The sequence below is a fragment of the Pseudomonas sp. GWSMS-1 genome, assembly GCF_049847425.1.
Taxonomy (GTDB): domain Bacteria; phylum Pseudomonadota; class Gammaproteobacteria; order Pseudomonadales; family Pseudomonadaceae; genus Aquipseudomonas.
This window is the reverse complement of sequence record NZ_JBMHHV010000005.1, coordinates 3,367,548-3,387,724: the sequence shown is the minus strand read 5'-3', so window position 1 is coordinate 3,387,724 and position 20,177 is coordinate 3,367,548. Positions and strand designations below refer to the sequence as shown.

The window sequence follows — 20,177 nt, the reverse complement described above, 5'->3', positions numbered from 1 at the left end:
CGCTAGTTCGGCTCGATAAAGCGTACGTGCTTGCCGTTATGGGCTTTAGAACAGGTCTATCGGCGCAATTTCATCGGCGGGCAGCGGGCTGCCTGGGATGTAGGTGCCCGGCTCGAACTCGCCTATTGGTGGCGGGGAGTCTTCACTCTTGAAGAGTTCGAAGTACGCGTTCGGAGTGTCCGGGGAGGCCGCGCGACCGCTGTGTGGATCGATGCGCAGGGTCAGTATGCCTTTAGGTTCGGGCAGTACGTGGCTGGGTTTGTCTTTCAGTGCAGCGGCCATGTAGCTCATCCAGATCGGCAGGGCCACGGTGCCGCCATATTCATTGCGGCCCAGGCTTTCCGGTTGGTCGAAACCGGCCCAGACAGTGGTGATGTAGTCTGCGTTATAGCCGGAAAACCAGCTGTCTTTCGACTCGTTGGTGGTGCCGGTTTTGCCCGCGAGGTCATCACGACCCAGTGCCAGGGCGCGGCGGCCGGTGCCGCGCTTGATCACATCCTGGAGCAGGCTGGTCATGATGTAGGCCGTGCGTTCATCGATGACTTGCTCAGCAAGCACCGGCTCAGCCGGTAGCGGCGAGTCGCCTGCGCTGAGTTGTACCGCGTTACTCAACTCGGCGCGCAGGGCAATGCCTGCTGGCGATTGAGCTGGGTTAGCGTTGAACAGTTGTTTGCCATCACGGTCTTCGATCCGCTCAATCAAATACGGCTCGGTCTTATAGCCGCCACTGGCGAAAACACTCCAACCCTCGGCGATTTCCATGGGCGTGAGGCTTGCGGTACCCAGGGCCAGAGAAAGATTGGGCGGTAGGTCCTTTTTCTCAAAACCGAAGCGCTCGATGTAGTTCAGGGTGCTGTCGATGCCGAGGTCTTGCAGTAGGCGAATAGAGACCAGGTTGCGCGAGCGGTACAAGGCTTCACGCAGGCGGATCGGGCCGAGGAAGGTGTTGTTATCGTTCTTTGGTCGCCAGGTTTGCGAGCGAGGGTCTTCGGCAAGCACGATCGGCGCATCATTGATCAGGGAGGCTGCGGTGTAGCCGTTATCTAACGCGGCGCTGTAAACAAATGGCTTAAAGCTTGAGCCTGGTTGGCGCTTGGCCTGTGCGGCACGGTTGTAGTTGCTCTGCTCGAAAGAGAAGCCGCCGACCAGCGCACGAATTGCACCGCTGTTAGGGTCTAGCGAGACCAGAGCGCTCTGCGCCGCAGGGAGTTGAACGAAGCGCAAAGTGTCGTCTGCTTGGCGCTGCACGCGGACCAGGTCGCCGATCTGGCTAACATCCGCAGGTTGCTGTGGGCGAGGCCCGAGGCTGTTGGTATTAAGGAAGGGGCGTGCCCATTTCATGCTGTCCCAGGTCACGACGTGCTCTTCGCCGTTACGCAGCAGGACCATGATGCCGCTCTTCTCAACGCTTGTGACAATGGCTGGGTCTAGGCCGCCGAGCGATGACTGCTTGTTTAGTTCGCTCAGCCAATGTTCTTTGGTCATGCCCGGAAGGCGGCTTTCTGGGCCGCGATAACCGTGGCGTTGATCGTAACTAATCAGTCCTTCACGGACTGCGCTATTGGCCGCCTGTTGCAGGTCGCTGGGCACCGTTGTGGTGACGTTAAATCCCTCGGTGTATGCCTCGCCACCATAGCGGCCGACCATTTCAGCGCGCGCCATTTCAGCAATGTAAGGGGCGGCCAGTTCGGGGGTTGATACGTGATAGCTGACATTGATCGGTTCGGCCAGCGCTTCTTCATAGCGCTGCTTGTCGATGCGTCCCAGGCTGTACATGCGCCCGAGAATCCAGTCGCGGCGCTCCATCGAACGGGTCGGATTGACCAGTGGGTTGAAGCGTGAAGGGGCTTTAGGCAGGCCGGCAATCATTGCCATTTGCGCAAGGCTGGTCTCGCGAATGGATTTTCCATAATAAACCTGTGCTGCGGCTTCGATACCGTAGGCTCGGTTGCCCAGATAAATCTTGTTCACATAAAGTTCAAGGATTTCGTTTTTACTGAGCTCCCGTTCAATTTGTAGCGCAAGAAGTATCTCGTTGATCTTGCGCGAAAAACTTTTCTCACTCGTGAGGAAAAAGTTCTTCGCCACTTGCATGGTAATGGTGCTGCCGCCCGATTGAATCTGCCCGCTTTTCAAGATTTGCGTTGCAGCGCGCATCAGGCTGCTAAGGTCGACGCCATAATGGTTGGCAAAATTGTCGTCTTCGGCGGATAGCAATGCGCCTATGAAGTCCGGTGGGATATCAGCGAACGCTATAGGCGAGCGACGCATTTCACCGAATTCGGCAATCAGTTTGGCGTCGCTGCTGTAAATACGCAGGGGAATCTGCAGCTGAATGCTGCGCAACGATTCGACGGACGGGAGGCTGGGGCTAAGATAGAGAAAGGCCCCGCTGAAACTGAGTACCACCCCACAAAAAACAGCGAGGCAAGACCAGCAAAAAAAACGCAAAAGACGCATCAAGATTTTTGGATTTCCAGATAAAAGAACGAGTTAAGCGAAACACGAGGTTAAAAGAGAAAAACTGATCACATTATAAGCGGTTTTTTTGCCGGGTAGCCATTTGCGCTTCTGTCAAGACTGTTATTTAATGTGAAAAAACATAAATAGTCCGTAAGTCGCGGATGCCAATAGGAAATCGGTCGTGCTAGGGCTCTTCAATAAGAAAGCGAATACGCTACTCGGGATCGATATCAGTTCGACCTCCGTCAAGCTCCTCGAATTGAGCCGCTCCGGAAGCCGCTATAAGGTAGAGGCTTACGCAGTCGAGCCACTCCCGCCAAACGCGGTGGTCGAAAAGAACATCGCCGATCTGGAGGGTGTGGGGCAGGCCCTTTCACGCGTGCTTGTTAAAGCCAAGAGCGGTGTGAAAACCGTCGCTGTGGCAGTGGCGGGATCTGCAGTGATTACCAAGACCATCGAAATGGAAGCTGGGCTTTCTGATGATGAGTTGGAAAATCAGCTGAAGATCGAAGCCGACCAGTACATTCCTTACCCGTTGGAAGAAGTAGCAATTGACTTCGAAGTGCAGGGCGCGTCTGCGCGCAATGCAGATCGTGTCGAGGTGCTGTTGGCCGCGTGTCGCAAAGAAAATGTTGAAGTCCGCGAGGCCGCTTTGGCGCTTGCCGGTCTTACCGCCAAAGTGGTTGATGTCGAGGCTTATGCGCTTGAGCGAGCCTACAGCTTGCTGATTGATCAGCTTGGTGGAGGTCGTGATGAGCTGACCGTCGCGGTTGTCGATATCGGCGCAACGATGACCACGCTCAGCGTTTTGCACAACGGTCGCACTATTTATACGCGTGAGCAGTTGTTCGGCGGCAAGCAGCTCACGGAGGAAATTCAGCGTCGCTATGGTCTATCTGTTGAAGAGGCCGGTCTCGCCAAGAAGCAAGGCGGATTGCCAGACGACTATGACAGCGAAGTGCTGCAGCCCTTCAAAGAAGCGGTGGTTCAGCAGGTGGCTCGATCCCTGCAGTTCTTCTTCGCTGCAGGCCAGTTCAACGATGTCGATTACATCCTGTTAGCCGGCGGCACTGCGTCAATTCAAGATCTTGATCGCTTGATCCAGCAGAAAATAGGCACCCAGACATTGGTTGCCAATCCATTCGCTGAGATGGCCTTGAGTGGCAAGGTTAATGCGGGTGCACTCGCCAGTGATGCGCCGGCCTTGATGATTGCCTGTGGTCTGGCGATGAGGAGTTTCGACTAATGGCGCGGATTAACTTACTCCCGTGGCGTGAACAATTACGTGAAGAGCGTAAACAGCGCTTTTTAGTGACACTCGCTGGCGTATTCATTGTTGCGGCCGGTGCTGTGTTTCTGGGTGACCAGTACCTCAACAGCGCTATCGAGCAACAAACGGCTCGAAATGAATTCGTACGCAAAGAAATCGCGGTTCTCGATGCTCGGATCAAAGAAATCAGTGAGCTTAAAACCCGTCGGCAGCAGCTTCTTGAGCGAATGAAGATTATTCAAGATCTGCAGGGTAATCGGCCGATTATCGGCCGTGTGTTCGATCAATTGGTTCGAACGTTGCCCGATGGTGTGCATTTTACTGGCGTGAAGATGACAGCGAAAAATATCGCTATTGTGGGTGCCGCAGAATCAAACAATCGTGTATCGAACCTCATGCGTAATTTGGATTCGTCGGAGTGGTTGACTGCGCCAAACCTCACCGAGGTTAAATCTGTCACGGCAGGGGCGATTGATCAGGCGAATGTCTTTCAATTGAGTGTTCAGCAGACCCAGCCTGCGCTCGCAGCAGAGGAGGCTAAGCAATGAGTCTTAATGATTCCTTAGAAAGTCTGCGCCAGATTGATTTAAATGATCTTGACTTCAATAACGTTGGCTCATGGCCTGCTGCAGTAAAATTTATTGCAGGTGCTTTGTTATTGGTGGTCGTCGTAGCGTTGGGCTACAACTTTCATCTCAAAGACTTGCAAGCCAGCCTTGAGGGTAAACAGGCTGAAGAGCTTGTTCTCAAAGAGCAGTTCTCAAGTAAAGCTTTCCAAGCTGCAAACCTAGACGCCTATAAAGAGCAAATGAAAGAGATGGAAGTTTCATTTGGTGCGCTTTTGAAGCAGCTACCAAGTGATACGGAGGTTCCAGGCTTGCTTGAAGACATAACCCGCACAGGGTTGGGAAGCGGTCTGGAGTTTGAGGAGATTAAACTTTTGCCCGAGGCGGCTCAGCAGTTTTATATAGAGCTTCCTATACAGATCACTGTTGTGGGTGCCTATCACGATCTGGCTACCTTCGTCAGTGGTGTTGCGAGTCTTCCGCGGATTGTTACGCTGCATGACTTTGATCTTGTCCCGGCCAACGACAGTGGCTCATCTAAGTTGCGCATGAGCATATTGGCCAAGACTTATCGTTATAACGATAAGGGGGGAGTGCAGTGAGATTTCTTAAGCTTGTATTGGTCTTATCGTTTTTGCTCGTCTCTGGCTGTGATGGCCATGGTAATTTTTCTGATCTTCAAGCTTATATGGACGAAGTGCGCGCTCGCCCTAAGGGTGAGATTGAGCCGCTGCCAACGTTTCAGCCCTATGAGAGCTTTACCTATAGCGCTGCTGCACTGAGAAGTCCATTTCAACCCCCAGTTAAGCTAGAGATGGCTGAGAGGCAAAAGGGTTCTAAGGATGTGAAGCCAGATGAGGCGCGCACAAAGCAGTTTCTTGAAGGTTTTAATATAGAAACTTTTATCATGGTCGGTACCTTGGCGAATGATTCCGGTGCTTTTGCTTTGGTGAGTGGTGCAGGTGGCGTTCATCGGGTTCGAGTCGGTGATTATCTGGGTCGTAACCATGGCCGGATAATTGCCATAGACGAATCAAGAGTTGATGTAATTGAAATCGTTCCGGATGGCGAGGGTGGTTGGTTGGAGCGGCCGCGCAGCTTGTCCCTTAAGGAGCGCTCTTAAAAGAGCGGAGTGACTATGAAAAAATATAACCGATCTGCTCAGTGGAATATGATCATGAACATATCCCCCTCTTTTTTAGGGCTTTCACTTTTGGCGGCGCTTTTTTCGCCATCTTTAATGGCTGCTGACCTGCAAACGCTTGATGTGTCTGCGTTGCCCGGAGATCGTGTCGAATTAAAATTAACATTTGACGAGCCTGTCCTCGCTCCACGCGGCTATACCATTGAGCAGCCCGCGCGTATTGCGCTTGATTTGCCGGGGGTTTCTAACAAGCTCGGTGCAAAGACCAGAGAGCTCGGCGTAGGTAATGCGCGCAGTGTCACCGTTGTTGAGGCGAAAGACCGCACGCGCCTGATCATAAACCTGACCAACCTGTCTCCATATAGCACCCGTTCAGAGGGGAGCAGCATTTTTGTGGTGGTTGGAGAAGGGGGCGCTAATACTGCAGCTAACGTTCAGTCCGCGCCTTCTGCGCCAGTTGCGACGGCTAAAAAATATGTGCCTCAGTCAAACGCGATTAGCAATATTGACTTTCAGCGCGGAGAATTAGGTGAGGGTAATGTTGTTATTACGCTGTCCGACGCTTCTGTCAGTCCTGATATACAAGACCAAGGCGGAAAAATCCGCTTAGATTTTGCCGGCACGCAGTTACCTGAGTCGCTCAGGGTCAAACTTGATGTGAAGGATTTTGCGACACCCGTTCAGTTTGTCAGTGCGACAGGCACCGCCAATAAGGCAAGTATTCTTATTGAGCCGTCGGGCGTTTATGACTACCTGGCTTACCAGGCCGATAATAAACTCACTATCAGTGTGAAGCCGTTGACCCAAGATCAAGCTGAGCAGCGTAAAGCTGATAGCTTCTCTTACACGGGTGAAAAGCTTTCGCTTAACTTCCAAGATATCGATGTCCGTTCTGTTTTGCAGTTAATTGCAGACTTTACTGATCTGAATTTGGTTGCTAGTGATACGGTTGCTGGGAATATTACGTTGCGCCTGCAAAACGTGCCGTGGGATCAGGCCCTTGATCTTGTGCTCAAGACTAAGGGTCTGGATAAGCGGAAAATTGGTAATGTGTTGCTGGTTGCGCCGGCTGATGAAATAGCTGCGCGTGAGCGTCAAGAGCTTGAATCAAAGAAGCAGGTTGCAGACCTTGCGCCTTTGCGCCGTGAGCTGATTCAAGTCAACTACGCCAAGGCCTCTGATATGGCCCAACTTTTCCAGTCCGTGACCAGTGCAGACGGTGCTGTGGCTGATCGTGGTTCGGTGACTGTTGATGATCGGACCAACAGTATTATCGCCTACCAAACCCAAGAGCGACTTGATGAGTTGCGACGTATTATTGCGCAGCTTGATGTGGCTGTGCGACAGGTCATGATTGAGGCTCGTATTGTCGAGGCCAATGTTGACTATGACAAAGCGCTCGGTGTTCGCTGGGGTGGAAGCGCAAGAAACGGGCGCTGGGATGTTAGCGGTAAAGATGGTGTTCAGGGATTTGATGACGAAACTGGTCTGCGAGCCCCCTTCATTGGGACCGATACAGTGGGTAGCACCACCTTGGAAGATGGTTTAGCGCGCTTGCCTTTTGTTGATATGGGCGTTGCGAGCAGTACTTCAGGTATAGGGATAGGTTATCTCGGTAGTAATGTTGTGCTTGATCTGCAACTCTCCGCCATGGAAAAAACCGGTAATGGTGAAATTATTTCTCAGCCCAAGGTTGTGACCTCTGATAAGGAAACAGCGAAGATCCTCAAAGGGGCAGAAATTCCTTACCAACAGGCAAGTTCTAGCGGTGCAACCACAACGTCTTTTAAAGAGGCGGCTTTATCTCTTGAGGTCACGCCACAGATCACTCCTGATAATCGAATTATCATGGAGGTAAAGGTCACCAAAGATGCGCCGGACTTTGCCCGAGCGTTGAATGGTGTGCCGCCGATTAACAAGAACGAAGTTAACGCTAAGGTTCTCGTGAGCGATGGTGAGACAATTGTCCTCGGTGGCGTGTTCTCAAATACCCAAACTAAAGGCGTTGAGAAGGTTCCTTTTCTGGGAGATCTGCCGTATTTAGGGCGTTTGTTCCGTCGCGATATTGTTCAGGATAATAAATCTGAACTCTTGGTGTTTCTCACTCCGCGCATCATAAATAGCCAAGCTGTTGCGGTGAGCCGTTGATCTAGTGCGTAATTTGATCCTCGTTGGCCCTATGGGTGCTGGTAAAAGCACCATCGGGCGCTTGCTTGCCAAAGAGCTGCGCTTGCCGTTCAAGGACTCTGATAAAGAGATTGAGCAGCGTACAGGTGCGGATATTCCCTGGATTTTTGACGTGGAAGGTGAGCAGGGTTTCCGTGAGCGTGAGCAGGCGGTAATCGAAGCGCTTTGTGATGTAGAGGGTATGGTCTTGGCAACGGGTGGTGGGGCGGTAATGCGCGCCGAAAATCGTGTTGCTTTGAGGCGGGGTGGTCATGTGGTTTATCTGCATGCTTCTGTTGAGCAGCAGATAGATCGTACCTCACGTGACCGTAATCGCCCTCTACTACGCTCAGCAGATCCCGGCAAAATATTGGCTGAACTGTTCGCGCTGCGTGATCCGCTTTACCGCGAAATTGCCGACGTGGTGGTCGAAACTGACGAGCGTCCGCCGCGGCTGGTGGTGCAAGAGATCCTTGAGCGTCTCGAGGCGCTTTCTCCCCGTTAAAGCGCAGGCTGAACTGCGCTATTCTAGGTCCCTTTGTAGCTTGGGGGCTTTATGCAGACTCTTCATGTCGATCTTGGTGAACGCAGCTACCCGATCTATATCGGGGCTGAGATGTTGGCTCGTGGTGATTTGCTGGCAACGCACATCATTGGTCGGCAAGTTGCGATAGTGACGAATGAGACAGTGGCGCCTTTGTATCTGGCGGCACTTGAGCGTTCACTTGCAGATCGTGTGATTGCCACGGTGGTTTTGCCCGATGGCGAAAGCTATAAAACGTGGGAAACCCTGCAGCTGATTTTTGATGGGCTGCTGGGTGCGCGGCATGATCGGCGCACCACGGTAATCGCCTTGGGTGGCGGTGTAATTGGCGATATGGCGGGATTTGCGGCGGCTTGCTACCAGCGCGGCGTGAATTTTATCCAAGTGCCGACCACGCTGTTGTCGCAGGTCGACTCATCCGTCGGTGGTAAAACCGGCATTAATCATCCGCTGGGCAAAAATATGGTCGGGGCCTTTTATCAGCCGCAAGCGGTGTTGATCGACACCAATACCTTGGCCACTTTGCCCGCTCGCGAGCTTTCTGCTGGATTGGCCGAGGTGATCAAGTACGGCTTGATCTGCGATGAATCATTCTTGTCCTGGCTCGAGGTGCATATGCCTGCCCTGCGTGCCCTTGATCAGGAGGCGCTGACTGCTGCGATTGCGCATTCGTGCGCTGCTAAAGCCCGCGTTGTGGCAGCTGATGAGCGTGAGTCGGGGGTGCGTGCGACTTTGAATCTGGGGCACACCTTTGGTCATGCCATTGAGACGCATCAGGGGTATGGTGTCTGGCTGCATGGGGAAGCGGTTGCTGCGGGTACGGTCATGGCGTTGGATATGTCGGAGCGTCTGGGCTGGATTACACGGGCTGAGCGTGAGCGTGCAGTGCGGTTGTTTATAGCTGCGGGCTTGCCGGTGGTCCCGCCTGAGGATATGACTCCGGAGCACTTTATGGAGCATATGGCGGTCGACAAGAAGGTGCTGGATGGCAAGTTGCGCCTGGTCTTATTGCGCGGCTTGGGGCAGGCGACTGTAACCGGTGATTTCCCCCGCGAAATTTTGAATGCCACGCTGAGTGCAGACTATGCGGCGCAGCTGGCTCAGCTTAAAAATTAACGAGTACCCCATGACAAGTTTGCATGCTGACCAGGCGTTTCTCGACCATTACCAGTTCACTCACGATCCCTTTGCTTCGCGGGTTCCGGGGTTCAAGTTCTTTCCGGCGCAGCGTAAGCCTGTGCTGGGTCAGCTGCACCATCTAGCACGCTACAGCCAGTTGTTGTTGGTGGTGAGCGGTCCGGAGGGCAGTGGTAAAACGCTGCTGCGCCAGGCGCTGGTGGCGAGCACCAACAAACAGGCGGTGCAGAGTGTGGTGGTGTCCGCTAAAGGCGCGTCTGACCCCTCAAGCATTTTGCGCCAGGTCGCTCAGGGCATTCAGGTGCAGCGTCCGGAGTTGTCGGCCATTCTTGCTCAGGTTGGGCAGTTGGCGCTAACTGGGCAGGAGGTTTACGTACTGGTTGATGATGCTGAGGAGCTTAGTGATGCTGCGCTGAGCGCTCTGCTAAGCCTCGCTGCGGGGAGTGCCGAGGGGCGTCCGCATGTGTTTCTGTTTGCCGAGACGCAGCTGCTGTCGCGTCTTGAGCAGTTGGCGGCAGGCGAGGAATGTTTTCATGTCATCGAGTTGCAGCCCTACAGCGAGGACGAAACGCGCGAGTACTTGGCTCAGCGCCTTGAGGGTGCGGCGCAGGGTCTTGAGGTGCTTAGTGACGATCAGGTCGCTGAGATTTACGCGCAGTCTGAGGGTTGGCCGGGGTTAATCAATCAAGTGGCGCGGGAGTCGTTGGTTGAGGCGATGCTGGCGCAGCGCAGTGCGGCAAGCCGCGGTGGTTTTTCTTTCAGCTTGCCGCGTAAGCATCTGCTTGCCCTGTTTGTGGTCGCTATCGGGGTCCTGGCTGCTTGGCTTATGCAGGGTCGGGTCGATAAGGATGTTGATGCGCCAACCATTGCTCAGTTGCCCCTTGGTGGTGCTGCACCTCCTGCGGTGGTTGCGCCGGCTGCGACTGAAGCGGTTGCACCTGCAATCCAGTTCGAGGGTGCAAGCCAGCCATTGCCGCTGCCTCTGGTGGGCGAGGCGCAGCCTGTTATTCGTGAGCCTTTGGCGCAAGCGGCAGGCTTGAGTAGTGCGGAAGAGGCTGAGGGCGCTTCGGATGCTGCGAACGTCGCAATGGAGCCAGCATCTGTGGGGGTGGCGAGCGTTCCGGTTGCACCTGTGGTTGCTGAAGTGGCGAAGGTTGCGCCGCCAGTTGCGCCGCCTGCCGCCCCCGCAATCAAGCCTGTTGCGCCTAAAGCGGCTGTGGTGCCTGCTCCTGTTAAGCCTGTTGTCGCCGGTGGTTGGTATGCCAGCCAGGCGGGCACGCGCTTTACCTTGCAGATACTCGGTGCTCGTTCGGAAAGCGCTGCGCAAGCGTTTGTAAAAGCCAATGGTGCGGATTATCACTATTTCAAGAAGCAGCATCAGGGTAAGCCGCTTTATGTGGTTACCTATGGCAGCTTCAGCACCCGAGACGCGGCGCAAGCGGCCTTGCGAGCTTTGCCGGCCAAAATTCAGGCGGGTAAGCCGTGGCCGCGTAACTTCGCCGGCATCCAGCAGGAGATTGCTCAGGCGCGTTAATCTAGAGCTGACTCGCTAGTCGATAGCACGACCTTGCGGTCTTATCCTTCGCTTTAGCGACATAAGCTTTCATATTTTCGCCAGCTGGGTTTGTGGCGGCCTGAGTGGATATGTACAATGGCTGCCCTTTCGCCTGCGCAAAGCTGGTGCTTTGTCCTGCGCGCACGGTAAGTTATTGAATTAGAAAGTAATTGCCTTGCAAAAGGCCGTCTGGTGAGAGTCCCTATGAAAGCAGGTTTGTACCGTCCTGATGAGTTCAAGGATAACTGCGGCTTCGGCCTAATCGCCCATATGCAGGGTGAGGCTAGCCATCACCTGCTGCAGACCGCGATTGAAGCCCTGACATGCATGACCCACCGTGGCGGCATCAACGCCGACGGTAAAACCGGTGACGGTTGCGGTCTGCTGATTCAGAAGCCTGATACTTTCCTGCGGGCCATGGCCCAGCAGCACTTTGCCGCCGAGCTGCCCAAGCAGTACGCCGTGGGCATGGTGTTCCTTAACCAAGACCCGGTGAAAGCAGAGGCTGCCCGCCAGAACATGAATCGCGAGATTCTCGCTGCCGGGCTGAGTCTGGTTGGCTGGCGCAAAGTGCCGATCGATACCAGCGTGCTCGGGCGTCTTGCCCTTGAGCGCCTGCCGCAGATCGAACAGGTGTTTATCGGCGGCGAAGGCCTGTCCGATCAGCAGTTCGCGATCAAGCTGTTCAGTGCCCGTCGTCGTTCGTCGGTGGCCAACGCCGCGGATAGCGATCACTACATCTGCAGCTTTTCGCACAAGACCATCATCTACAAAGGCCTGATGATGCCGGCCGACCTGCAGCAGTTCTACCCGGACCTGGGTGATGAGCGCCTGCAGACCGCCATTTGCGTATTCCACCAGCGCTTCTCGACCAACACCTTGCCGAAGTGGCCGCTGGCTCAGCCGTTCCGCTTTCTCGCGCACAACGGCGAAATCAACACCATCACCGGTAACCGCAACTGGGCGCAGGCACGCCGCCTGAAGTTCGCCAACGATCAGATCTTTGATCTGGACGACCTCGGCCCATTGGTTAACCGCGTCGGTTCCGACTCCTCGAGCATGGACAACATGCTCGAGCTGATGGTCACCGGTGGTATCGACCTGTTCCGTGGCGTGCGCATGCTTATTCCGCCAGCCTGGCAGAACGTCGAGACCATGGACGCCGACCTGCGTGCGTTCTACGAATACAACTCCATGCACATGGAGCCTTGGGATGGTCCGGCCGGTGTAGTACTCACCGACGGTCGTCATGCGGTCTGCCTGCTTGACCGTAATGGCCTGCGCCCGGCGCGCTGGGTCACCACCAAGAATGGCTACATCACCCTGGCCTCTGAAATTGGCGTGTGGAACTACCAGCCTGAAGATGTGCTTGCCAAGGGCCGTGTTGGCCCGGGGCAGATCTTGGCGGTGGACACCGAGACCGGGCAAATCCTCGGCAGTGACGACATCGACAACCGCCTGAAGTCGTGTCATCCCTACAAGCAGTGGATGCGCAAGAGTGCCCAGCGCATTCGCGCGACCCTGGAAGACCGCGACCACGGTTCGGCGTTCTACGACCAGAACCAGCTCAAGCAGTACATGAAGATGTACCAGGTCACCTTTGAGGAGCGTGACCAGGTCCTGCGCCCGCTGGGTGAACAAGGCCAGGAAGCAGTCGGTTCGATGGGTGACGATACGCCGATGGCTGTGCTCAGCCAGCGCGTGCGTTCGCCGTACGACTACTTCCGCCAGCAGTTCGCGCAAGTCACCAATCCGCCGATCGACCCGCTGCGTGAAGCCATCGTCATGTCGCTGGAGATCTGCCTCGGTGCCGAGCGCAATATCTTCGAAGAGTCACCCGAGCACGCTGCGCGGGTGATTCTCAGCAGCCCGGTGATCTCGCCGGCCAAGTGGCGCGCATTGATGAGCCTGGATCGCCCGGGTTTTGAGCGTCATTTGATCGACATGAACTACGACGAGTCGATGGGCCTGGAAGCCGCCGTGCGCAACATGGCCGATCAGGCTGAGGAAGCGGTGCGCGCCGGCAAGGTGCTGCTGGTCCTGTCTGATCGCCATATCGCGCCTGGCAAGTTGCCGGCTCACGCCTCCCTGGTTACCGGTGCGATTCACCACCGTCTGACCGAGAAAGGCCTGCGTTGCGACTGCAACATTCTGGTCGAGACCGCCACCGCCCGCGACCCGCACCACTATGCGGTGCTGCTCGGTTTCGGCGCGTCAGCGATCTACCCGTTCCTCGCGTACGAAGTGCTGGGTGATCTGATTCGCACCGGCGAAGTGCTGGGCGATCTGTATGAAGTGTTTAAGTACTACCGCAAAGGCATCTCCAAAGGCCTGCTGAAGATCCTCTCGAAGATGGGTATCTCCACGGTCGCGTCGTACCGCGGCGCGCAGCTGTTTGAGGCAGTCGGCCTGGCCGATGACGTCACTGAACTGTGCTTCCGTGGTGTCGCCAGCCGCATCAAGGGTGCGCGCTTCGTCGATATCGAAGCCGAGCAGAAGTTGCTGGCGGTTGAAGCGTGGAATGCGCGTAAGTCGATCCAGCAGGGTGGTTTGCTCAAGTTCGTCTACGGCGGTGAATACCACGCCTATAACCCGGATGTGGTGAACACGCTGCAAGCTGCTGTGCAGCAGGGCAGCTACGAGAAGTTCAAGGAATACACGACGCTGGTTGATACCCGTCCGGTGTCGATGCTGCGTGACTTGCTGCAGTTGAAACTGGCCGACCAGCCGTTGCCGCTGGAGCAGGTTGAGCCGCTGGGTGAGATTCTCAAGCGCTTCGACTCCGCCGGTATTTCCCTGGGTGCGCTGTCGCCGGAAGCCCACGAAGCCATTGCTGAGGCCATGAACCGCCTAGGCGCGCGCTCCAACTCCGGTGAGGGCGGTGAAGACCCGGCCCGTTACGGCACCGTGCGCAGCTCGAAAATCAAGCAGGTGGCCACTGGTCGTTTCGGTGTCACGCCGGAATACCTGGTAAACGCTGAAGTGCTGCAGATCAAAGTGGCCCAGGGCGCCAAGCCCGGTGAGGGCGGTCAGCTGCCGGGTGGCAAGGTCAACGGCCTGATCGCCAAGCTGCGTTATGCGGTGCCGGGTGTGACCCTGATTTCGCCGCCGCCGCACCACGATATCTATTCCATTGAAGACCTGGCGCAGCTGATCTATGACCTCAAACAGGTCAATCCGCAGGCGCTGGTGTCGGTCAAGCTGGTAGCGGAGGCCGGTGTCGGCACCATCGCCGCCGGTGTGGCCAAGGCTTATGCCGACCTGATCACCATCTCTGGGTATGACGGTGGTACCGGCGCTTCGCCGCTGACCTCGATCAAGTACGCCGGCGCGCCGTGGGAACTCGGCCTGGCCGAGACCCACCAGACCCTGCGTGGCAACGATCTGCGCGGCAAGGTGCGGGTACAGACCGACGGCGGCCTGAAAACCGGCCTGGACGTGATCAAAGCCGCAATCCTTGGCGCCGAGAGCTTCGGCTTCGGCACTGCACCAATGATTGCTCTGGGTTGTAAGTACCTGCGTATCTGTCACCTGAACAACTGCGCCACCGGCGTGGCGACGCAGAACGATAAGCTGCGTAAGGATCACTTCATCGGCACCGTCGAAATGGTGATGAACTTCTTCACCTACGTCGCCGAAGAAACCCGCGAGTGGCTGGCCAAGCTCGGTGTGCGCAGCCTGGAAGAGCTGATCGGGCGTACCGATCTGCTCGACATGCTGCCGGGTGAGACTGACAAACAGCAGCACCTGGACCTGACGCCGCTGCTGGGCAGCGACCACATCCCGGCCGACAAGCCGCAGTTCTGTCTGGTTGACCGCAATCCGCCCTTCGACCAAGGCCTGCTGGCCGAGAAGATGGTCGAGATGGCTAAGCCCGCGATTGATGCGGCGAGCGGTGCTGAGTTCGACCTGGACATCTGTAACTGTGACCGTTCCATTGGTGCCCGTGTCTCCGGGGAAATCGCCCGCGTACACGGCAACCAGGGCATGGCTAAAGCGCCGATCACCTTCCGCTTCAAGGGCACTGCGGGTCAGAGCTTCGGTGTGTGGAACGCCGGTGGTCTGAACCTCTACCTGCAAGGCGACGCCAACGACTACGTCGGCAAGGGTATGACCGGCGGCAAGCTGGTGATCACCCCGCCGCAAGGCAGCCCGTTCAAGACCCAGGACAGCGCCATTATCGGCAACACCTGCCTGTACGGCGCCACCGGCGGCAAGCTGTTCGCAGCGGGTACGGCGGGCGAGCGCTTCGCCGTGCGTAACTCCGGTGCTCACACCGTCGTTGAAGGCACCGGTGACCACTGCTGTGAATACATGACTGGCGGCTTTGTCTGCGTGCTGGGCAAGACCGGCTACAACTTCGGCTCGGGTATGACCGGTGGTTTCGCCTATGTGCTTGACCAAGACAACAGCTTCTACGACCGGGTGAACCACGAGCTGGTGGAGATTCAGCGGATCAGTAACGAGGCGATGGAAGCCTACCGCACTCACCTGCAGCAGGTGCTGACCGAGTATGTGCAAGAAACATCGAGCGAGTGGGGCCAAAACCTGCTGGAAAACCTGGACGACTACCTGCGCAAGTTCTGGCTGGTCAAGCCGAAGGCGGCAAGCCTGAAGTCGTTGCTCTCCAGCACCCGTGCCAACCCGCAATAAGAATGCGCCTGAAGTGGTTTGATGAGGTATTGCAATGACTGAACGTCTGAATAACGACTTCCAGTTCATCGAAGTCGGGCGCAAAGACCCGAAGAAGAAACTGTTGCGTCAGCGTAAGAAAGAGTTCGTCGAGATCTACGACAACTTCAAGCCGGCGCAAGCCGCGGACCAGGCGCATCGCTGCCTGGGTTGCGGTAATCCGTATTGCGAGTGGAAGTGCCCGGTGCACAATTTCATTCCCAACTGGCTGAAGCTGGTGTCCGAGGGCAACATCCTCGCCGCCGCCGAACTGAGCCACCAGACCAACACCCTGCCGGAAGTCTGCGGCCGGGTGTGCCCGCAGGACCGTCTGTGCGAGGGTGCTTGCACCCTTAACGACGGCTTCGGCGCGGTGACCATCGGTTCGGTGGAGAAGTACATCACCGACACGGCCTTCGCCATGGGCTGGCGTCCGGACATGTCCGGCGTTGTGCCGACGGGCAAGCGTGTGGCGGTGATCGGTTCCGGCCCCGCCGGCCTGGGCTGCGCCGATGTTCTGGTGCGCAACGGTGTGACGCCGGTGGTGTTCGACAAGAACCCAGAAATCGGCGGCCTGCTGACCTTCGGTATCCCCGAGTTCAAGCTGGAAAAGACCGTACTCAGCCATCGCCGCGAAGTCTTTACCGGCATGGGCGTCGAGTTCCGCCTGAACACCGAGATCGGCAAAGATATCAGCATGGAGCAGCTGCTCGATGAGTACGATGCCGTCTTTATGGGCATGGGTACTTACACCTACATGAAGGGCGGCTTCCCCGGTGAAGACTTGCCGGGTGTGCATGATGCGCTGGACTTCCTGATCGCCAACGTCAACCGCAACCTCGGTTTCGAGAAGTCGCCGGAAGACTTTATCGACATGAAAGGCAAGCGCATCGTCGTACTCGGCGGTGGTGACACGGCGATGGACTGCAACCGCACCTCCATCCGCCAGAACGCCAAGAGCGTGACCTGCGCCTATCGCCGCGACGAAGAAAACATGCCGGGCTCGCGCAAGGAAGTGAAGAACGCCAAAGAAGAGGGAGTGAAGTTCCTCTTTAACCGTCAGCCCATCGCCATTGTGGGTGAAGACAAGGTCGAAGGCGTGAAGGTGGTCGAGACCCGTCTCGGCGAGCCGGATGCCCGTGGCCGTCGCAGCCCCGAGCCGATTCCGGGTTCCGAGGAAATCATCCCGGCGGAAGCCGTGCTGATCGCCTTCGGTTTCCGTCCAAGCCCGGCCGCCTGGTTCAGCGATTTCACCATCGACACTGACAGTCAGGGCCGTGTGGTGGCACCGGAGCAAAGCCAGTTCAAGCACCAGACCAGCAACCCGAAGATCTTCGCCGGTGGCGACATGGTCCGTGGTTCTGACTTGGTGGTGACGGCGATCTTCGAAGGGCGTAACGCCGCCGAAGGCATCCTCGACTACCTTGGGGTCTAAGCCACTGCGCTAAGCGTTGGGCCGAGGCAAATCGTCGCAATGGATAAAAGGCACGGCACCCGCCGTGCCTTTTGTTATGCGCTTTGCGACAATGTCGCATCATTTCGCCTGCGGGCGGTGAACGGGCTCGTATTGCAGCGCGTTGACCGTGCGGGGTGCTCACACTTTTGTCGGATGCCACCATGACCGTCTTGAAGAACGACCGTTTCCTTCGTGCCCTGCTCAAGCAACCTGTCGACGTCACCCCGGTGTGGATGATGCGTCAGGCCGGTCGTTACCTGCCCGAATACCGCGCCACCCGCGCCAAGGCGGGGAATTTCGTCAAGCTGATGAAGAATCCTGAGCTGGCCTGCGAGGTCACGCTGCAGCCGCTGGATCGTTACCCACAGCTGGATGCGGCGATTCTGTTCTCGGACATCCTGACCATTCCCGACGCCATGGGCCAAGGTCTGTATTTTGAAACCGGCGAAGGCCCGCGTTTCAATAAAGTCATCAGTTCCATGGCCGATATCGAAGCGCTGCCTATCCCTGATCCCGAGCAGGACCTTGGCTATGTGATGGACGCCGTGCGCACCATTCGCCGCGAGCTGAATGGCCGCGTGCCGTTGATCGGCTTCTCCGGCAGCCCCTGGACCCTGGCCACTTACATGGTCGAAGGCGGCTCCTCCAAGGATTTCCGCAAGTCCAAGGCCATGCTCTACGACAACCCGCAGGCCATGCATGCGTTGCTCGACAAGCTGGCGCAGTCGGTTACCGCCTACCTTAACGGCCAGATCAAGGCTGGCGCGCAAGCGGTGCAAATCTTCGATTCCTGGGGTGGTTCGCTGTCGGCAGCGGCCTATCAGGAGTTTTCCCTGGCCTATATGCAGAAGATTGTCGACGGCTTGATCCGCGAGCACGACGGTCGTCGCGTGCCGGTGATCCTGTTCACCAAAGGCGGCGGTCTGTGGCTGGAGTCTATGGCTGATACCGGTGCCGAGGCGCTGGGCCTGGATTGGACCTGTGATATCCGCAGCGCCCGCGCCCGCGTCGGCGACAAGGTCGCCTTGCAGGGCAACATGGACCCGAGCGTGCTGTACGCTAACCCGGCGGCGATCCGCGCTGAAGTTGGGCGCATCCTCGCGGCCTACGGCCATGGCAACGGTCAGGTGTTCAACCTCGGCCACGGCATCACCCCAGAAGTGGACCCGGCGCATGCTGGGGCGTTCTTCGAAGCGGTGCATGAGTTGTCGGCGCAATACCACGCGTAGATGTATAAAAGGGCCGCACTTGCGGCCCTTTTGCATTGTGTGGGTTGGCGATGGCATGGCCATTCTCATCCTCGGCGGGCCTGAGGGTTTGCATTTACCCTGCGCAGCAACGCATGGGATGAATGCCTAGCTCTCGTTGGCGCCTGTGCATAGAATCGAGCAGTCTGCTATCAGGGAGGTATTTTATGCGGCGCGTAATTTTCAATCAGAAGGGCGGTGTGGGTAAGTCCAGCATTGCCTGCAACCTGGCCGCAGTCAGCGCTTCCCAGGGCTATCGCACGCTGTTGATCGACTTGGACGCACAGGCCAACTCGACGCATTACCTCACCGGCTTGACCGGCGATGAGATTCCTATGGGGATCGCCGAGTTCTTCAAGAACACCTTGTCGTCCGCGCCCTTCGGCAAGAAAGGCCGTGTTGATATCTACGAAACGCCGTTCGACAACCTGCATGTGGTCACCGCCACCGCTGAGCTGGCTGACCTGCAGCCCAAGCTTGAGCAGAAGCACAAGATCAACAAGCTGCGCAAATTGCTCGAAGAGCTGGGCGAGGATTACGAGCGCATCTACCTGGATACCCCGCCTGCACTGAATTTTTACACCGTTTCAGCGTTGATCGCGGCCGACCGGGTACTGATTCCCTTTGACTGCGACAGCTTCTCGCGTCAGGCGCTGTATGGCTTATTGCGGGAAATTGAAGAACTCAAGGAAGACCACAACGAGGGGCTTGAGGTTGAAGGCATTGTGGTTAACCAGTTCCAGCCGCGCGCTACCTTGCCGCAGCAACTGCTCGATGAGTTGGTTGCCGAAGGCTTGCCGGTGTTGCCGGTCAATTTGATGAGTTCGGTGAAGATGCGCGAGTCACACCAGGCCTGCATGCCGCTGGTTTATCTGGATCGCAACCATAAGCTGACCCAGCAGTTTGTCGAGCTGCATGACCTGCTCAATGCCCGCTGATCGTTACGCGGCCAACAAAAAAGCTGCCTAGGCAGCTTTTTTTGTTGGCGGGGTTCAGAGTCTCATGGCGATCTCGCGACCTAAAGGCGTAACCCGCCAACACGCGATTCAGCGTTGGCGGGTTACGCTGCTGCGCAGCTAACCCACCCTAGCGCACCACATAGATATCGCAGGGTGCCTTGTGCAGGAAGTGCTGCGCCAGGCTGCCGAGCAGGGCTTGCGACAGTGCGCTGCGGCCGTGGCTGCCGAGTACCAGCAATTCGGTATCGGTGCTTTTCAGGTGGGCTTGCAGGCAACGCAGAATGCCGCCTTGTTCTACCGAGTGACTGAGCGTCGGGCCCTTTTTCGGCAGGTTCTGCGCTTCATCTTCCAGCAGCTGGTTGATCAGGGCTTTCTGCGTGGCCAGTTGCGCCTCGACCTGCTTGGCTGTGCCCTTGTCGGGCTCAAACACGTGCAAGGCATGTAGTTCAGCGGCTTCTGGCAGCAGCCGGTAGGCCTGGCCGAGCGCGCTGCAGGCGCAGAGCGAAAAGTCGATGGCCGCTAGGGCACGTTTATACGGGCTGGAATCATTGCGTGCGACCAGCAACAACGGCACCGGGCAGTTGCGGGCGATGCGGTCGAGGCTGGTGCCAGAGAAGAAATCGTGGCGCTGGTGATGGGCGCCGAGGACCAGCAGGTCGCAACCCAGTTCATTGAGCTGCTGCAGCACGGTGTCCGAGGGCTTGCTGCCACTGCGGATCAGCAGTTGCGTGCCAGCCGGTGCATAGGTGGTGAGGCTGCGATCCAGAGCCTGTTTGGCCTGGTCATGCTCCTGGCTGCTTTTGCTCGGGTCGAGCACATGCAGCAGGGTCAGTTTGGCGTTGAACTGTTTGGCCAGTTGCGCGGCGCGGCACAGCGCCATATCAGCGGTATCGCGCAGGTCGTGAGCAATGAGGATATGACTGGGCATGGTCGGCACTCTCCTGCCGATGCATGTCGGCACATTTATTGTGACCTCGAGTCATAGCTGGACTTTTGACC

General features: G+C 56.9%; 14 protein-coding genes. 12 read left to right on the top strand and 2 right to left on the bottom strand.

What is annotated here, in order from left to right; all coding sequences use genetic code 11:
- Positions 1–45: 45 nt before the first annotated feature.
- Entirely contained in the window at positions 46–2,460 is a 2,415-nt protein-coding gene (locus ACEPAJ_RS19490; RefSeq protein WP_425917155.1) for a penicillin-binding protein 1A, read from the bottom strand.
- A 184-nt stretch (positions 2,461–2,644) separates the two neighbouring features.
- Between ACEPAJ_RS19490 and ACEPAJ_RS19485 the strand changes: the two genes are divergently transcribed.
- The 12 genes from ACEPAJ_RS19485 to ACEPAJ_RS19430 all read left to right on the top strand — a co-directional run bounded on the left by ACEPAJ_RS19485 (position 2,645) and on the right by ACEPAJ_RS19430 (position 19,157).
- Complete coding sequence (locus ACEPAJ_RS19485) at positions 2,645–3,709, top strand: pilus assembly protein PilM (RefSeq protein ID WP_425917153.1); 1,065 nt, start codon at positions 2,645–2,647, stop codon at positions 3,707–3,709.
- Entirely contained in the window at positions 3,709–4,281 is a 573-nt protein-coding gene (locus tag ACEPAJ_RS19480) for a PilN domain-containing protein (RefSeq protein ID WP_425917151.1), read from the top strand. Before ACEPAJ_RS19485 ends, ACEPAJ_RS19480 begins: the two co-directional genes overlap by 1 nt.
- A complete protein-coding gene (pilO, locus tag ACEPAJ_RS19475; protein ID WP_425917149.1) occupies positions 4,278–4,901 on the top strand; it encodes a type 4a pilus biogenesis protein PilO in 624 nt (207 codons plus the stop codon). Before ACEPAJ_RS19480 ends, pilO begins: the two co-directional genes overlap by 4 nt.
- Entirely contained in the window at positions 4,898–5,422 is a 525-nt protein-coding gene (gene pilP, locus ACEPAJ_RS19470) for a type 4a pilus biogenesis lipoprotein PilP (RefSeq protein ID WP_425917147.1), read from the top strand. Before pilO ends, pilP begins: the two co-directional genes overlap by 4 nt.
- 54 nt (positions 5,423–5,476) lie before the next feature.
- Positions 5,477–7,591, top strand: coding sequence for a type IV pilus secretin PilQ (gene pilQ / locus ACEPAJ_RS19465; RefSeq protein WP_425918121.1), 2,115 nt, complete (start codon positions 5,477–5,479; stop codon positions 7,589–7,591).
- Positions 7,592–7,595: 4 nt separating this feature from the next.
- On the top strand, positions 7,596–8,114 hold the full coding sequence (gene aroK / locus ACEPAJ_RS19460) for a shikimate kinase AroK (protein ID WP_425917145.1): 519 nt from the start codon (positions 7,596–7,598) through the stop codon (positions 8,112–8,114).
- Positions 8,115–8,165: 51 nt separating this feature from the next.
- Entirely contained in the window at positions 8,166–9,269 is a 1,104-nt protein-coding gene (aroB, locus tag ACEPAJ_RS19455) for a 3-dehydroquinate synthase (RefSeq protein ID WP_425917143.1), read from the top strand.
- A 10-nt stretch (positions 9,270–9,279) separates the two neighbouring features.
- Complete coding sequence (locus tag ACEPAJ_RS19450) at positions 9,280–10,824, top strand: SPOR domain-containing protein (RefSeq protein ID WP_425917141.1); 1,545 nt, start codon at positions 9,280–9,282, stop codon at positions 10,822–10,824.
- Positions 10,825–11,049: 225 nt separating this feature from the next.
- On the top strand, positions 11,050–15,498 hold the full coding sequence (gltB, locus tag ACEPAJ_RS19445) for a glutamate synthase large subunit (RefSeq protein WP_425917139.1): 4,449 nt from the start codon (positions 11,050–11,052) through the stop codon (positions 15,496–15,498).
- A 34-nt stretch (positions 15,499–15,532) separates the two neighbouring features.
- Entirely contained in the window at positions 15,533–16,951 is a 1,419-nt protein-coding gene (locus ACEPAJ_RS19440; RefSeq protein WP_425917137.1) for an FAD-dependent oxidoreductase, read from the top strand.
- Between the two features lie 182 nt (positions 16,952–17,133).
- Entirely contained in the window at positions 17,134–18,201 is a 1,068-nt protein-coding gene (hemE, locus tag ACEPAJ_RS19435) for a uroporphyrinogen decarboxylase (RefSeq protein ID WP_425917135.1), read from the top strand.
- A 185-nt stretch (positions 18,202–18,386) separates the two neighbouring features.
- On the top strand, positions 18,387–19,157 hold the full coding sequence (locus ACEPAJ_RS19430) for a ParA family protein (protein ID WP_425917133.1): 771 nt from the start codon (positions 18,387–18,389) through the stop codon (positions 19,155–19,157).
- Between the two features lie 148 nt (positions 19,158–19,305).
- Here the strand turns inward: ACEPAJ_RS19430 and ACEPAJ_RS19425 are convergent, their stop codons facing one another.
- Entirely contained in the window at positions 19,306–20,106 is an 801-nt protein-coding gene (locus ACEPAJ_RS19425; protein WP_425917131.1) for a universal stress protein, read from the bottom strand.
- Between the last annotated feature and the right edge of the window lie 71 nt (positions 20,107–20,177).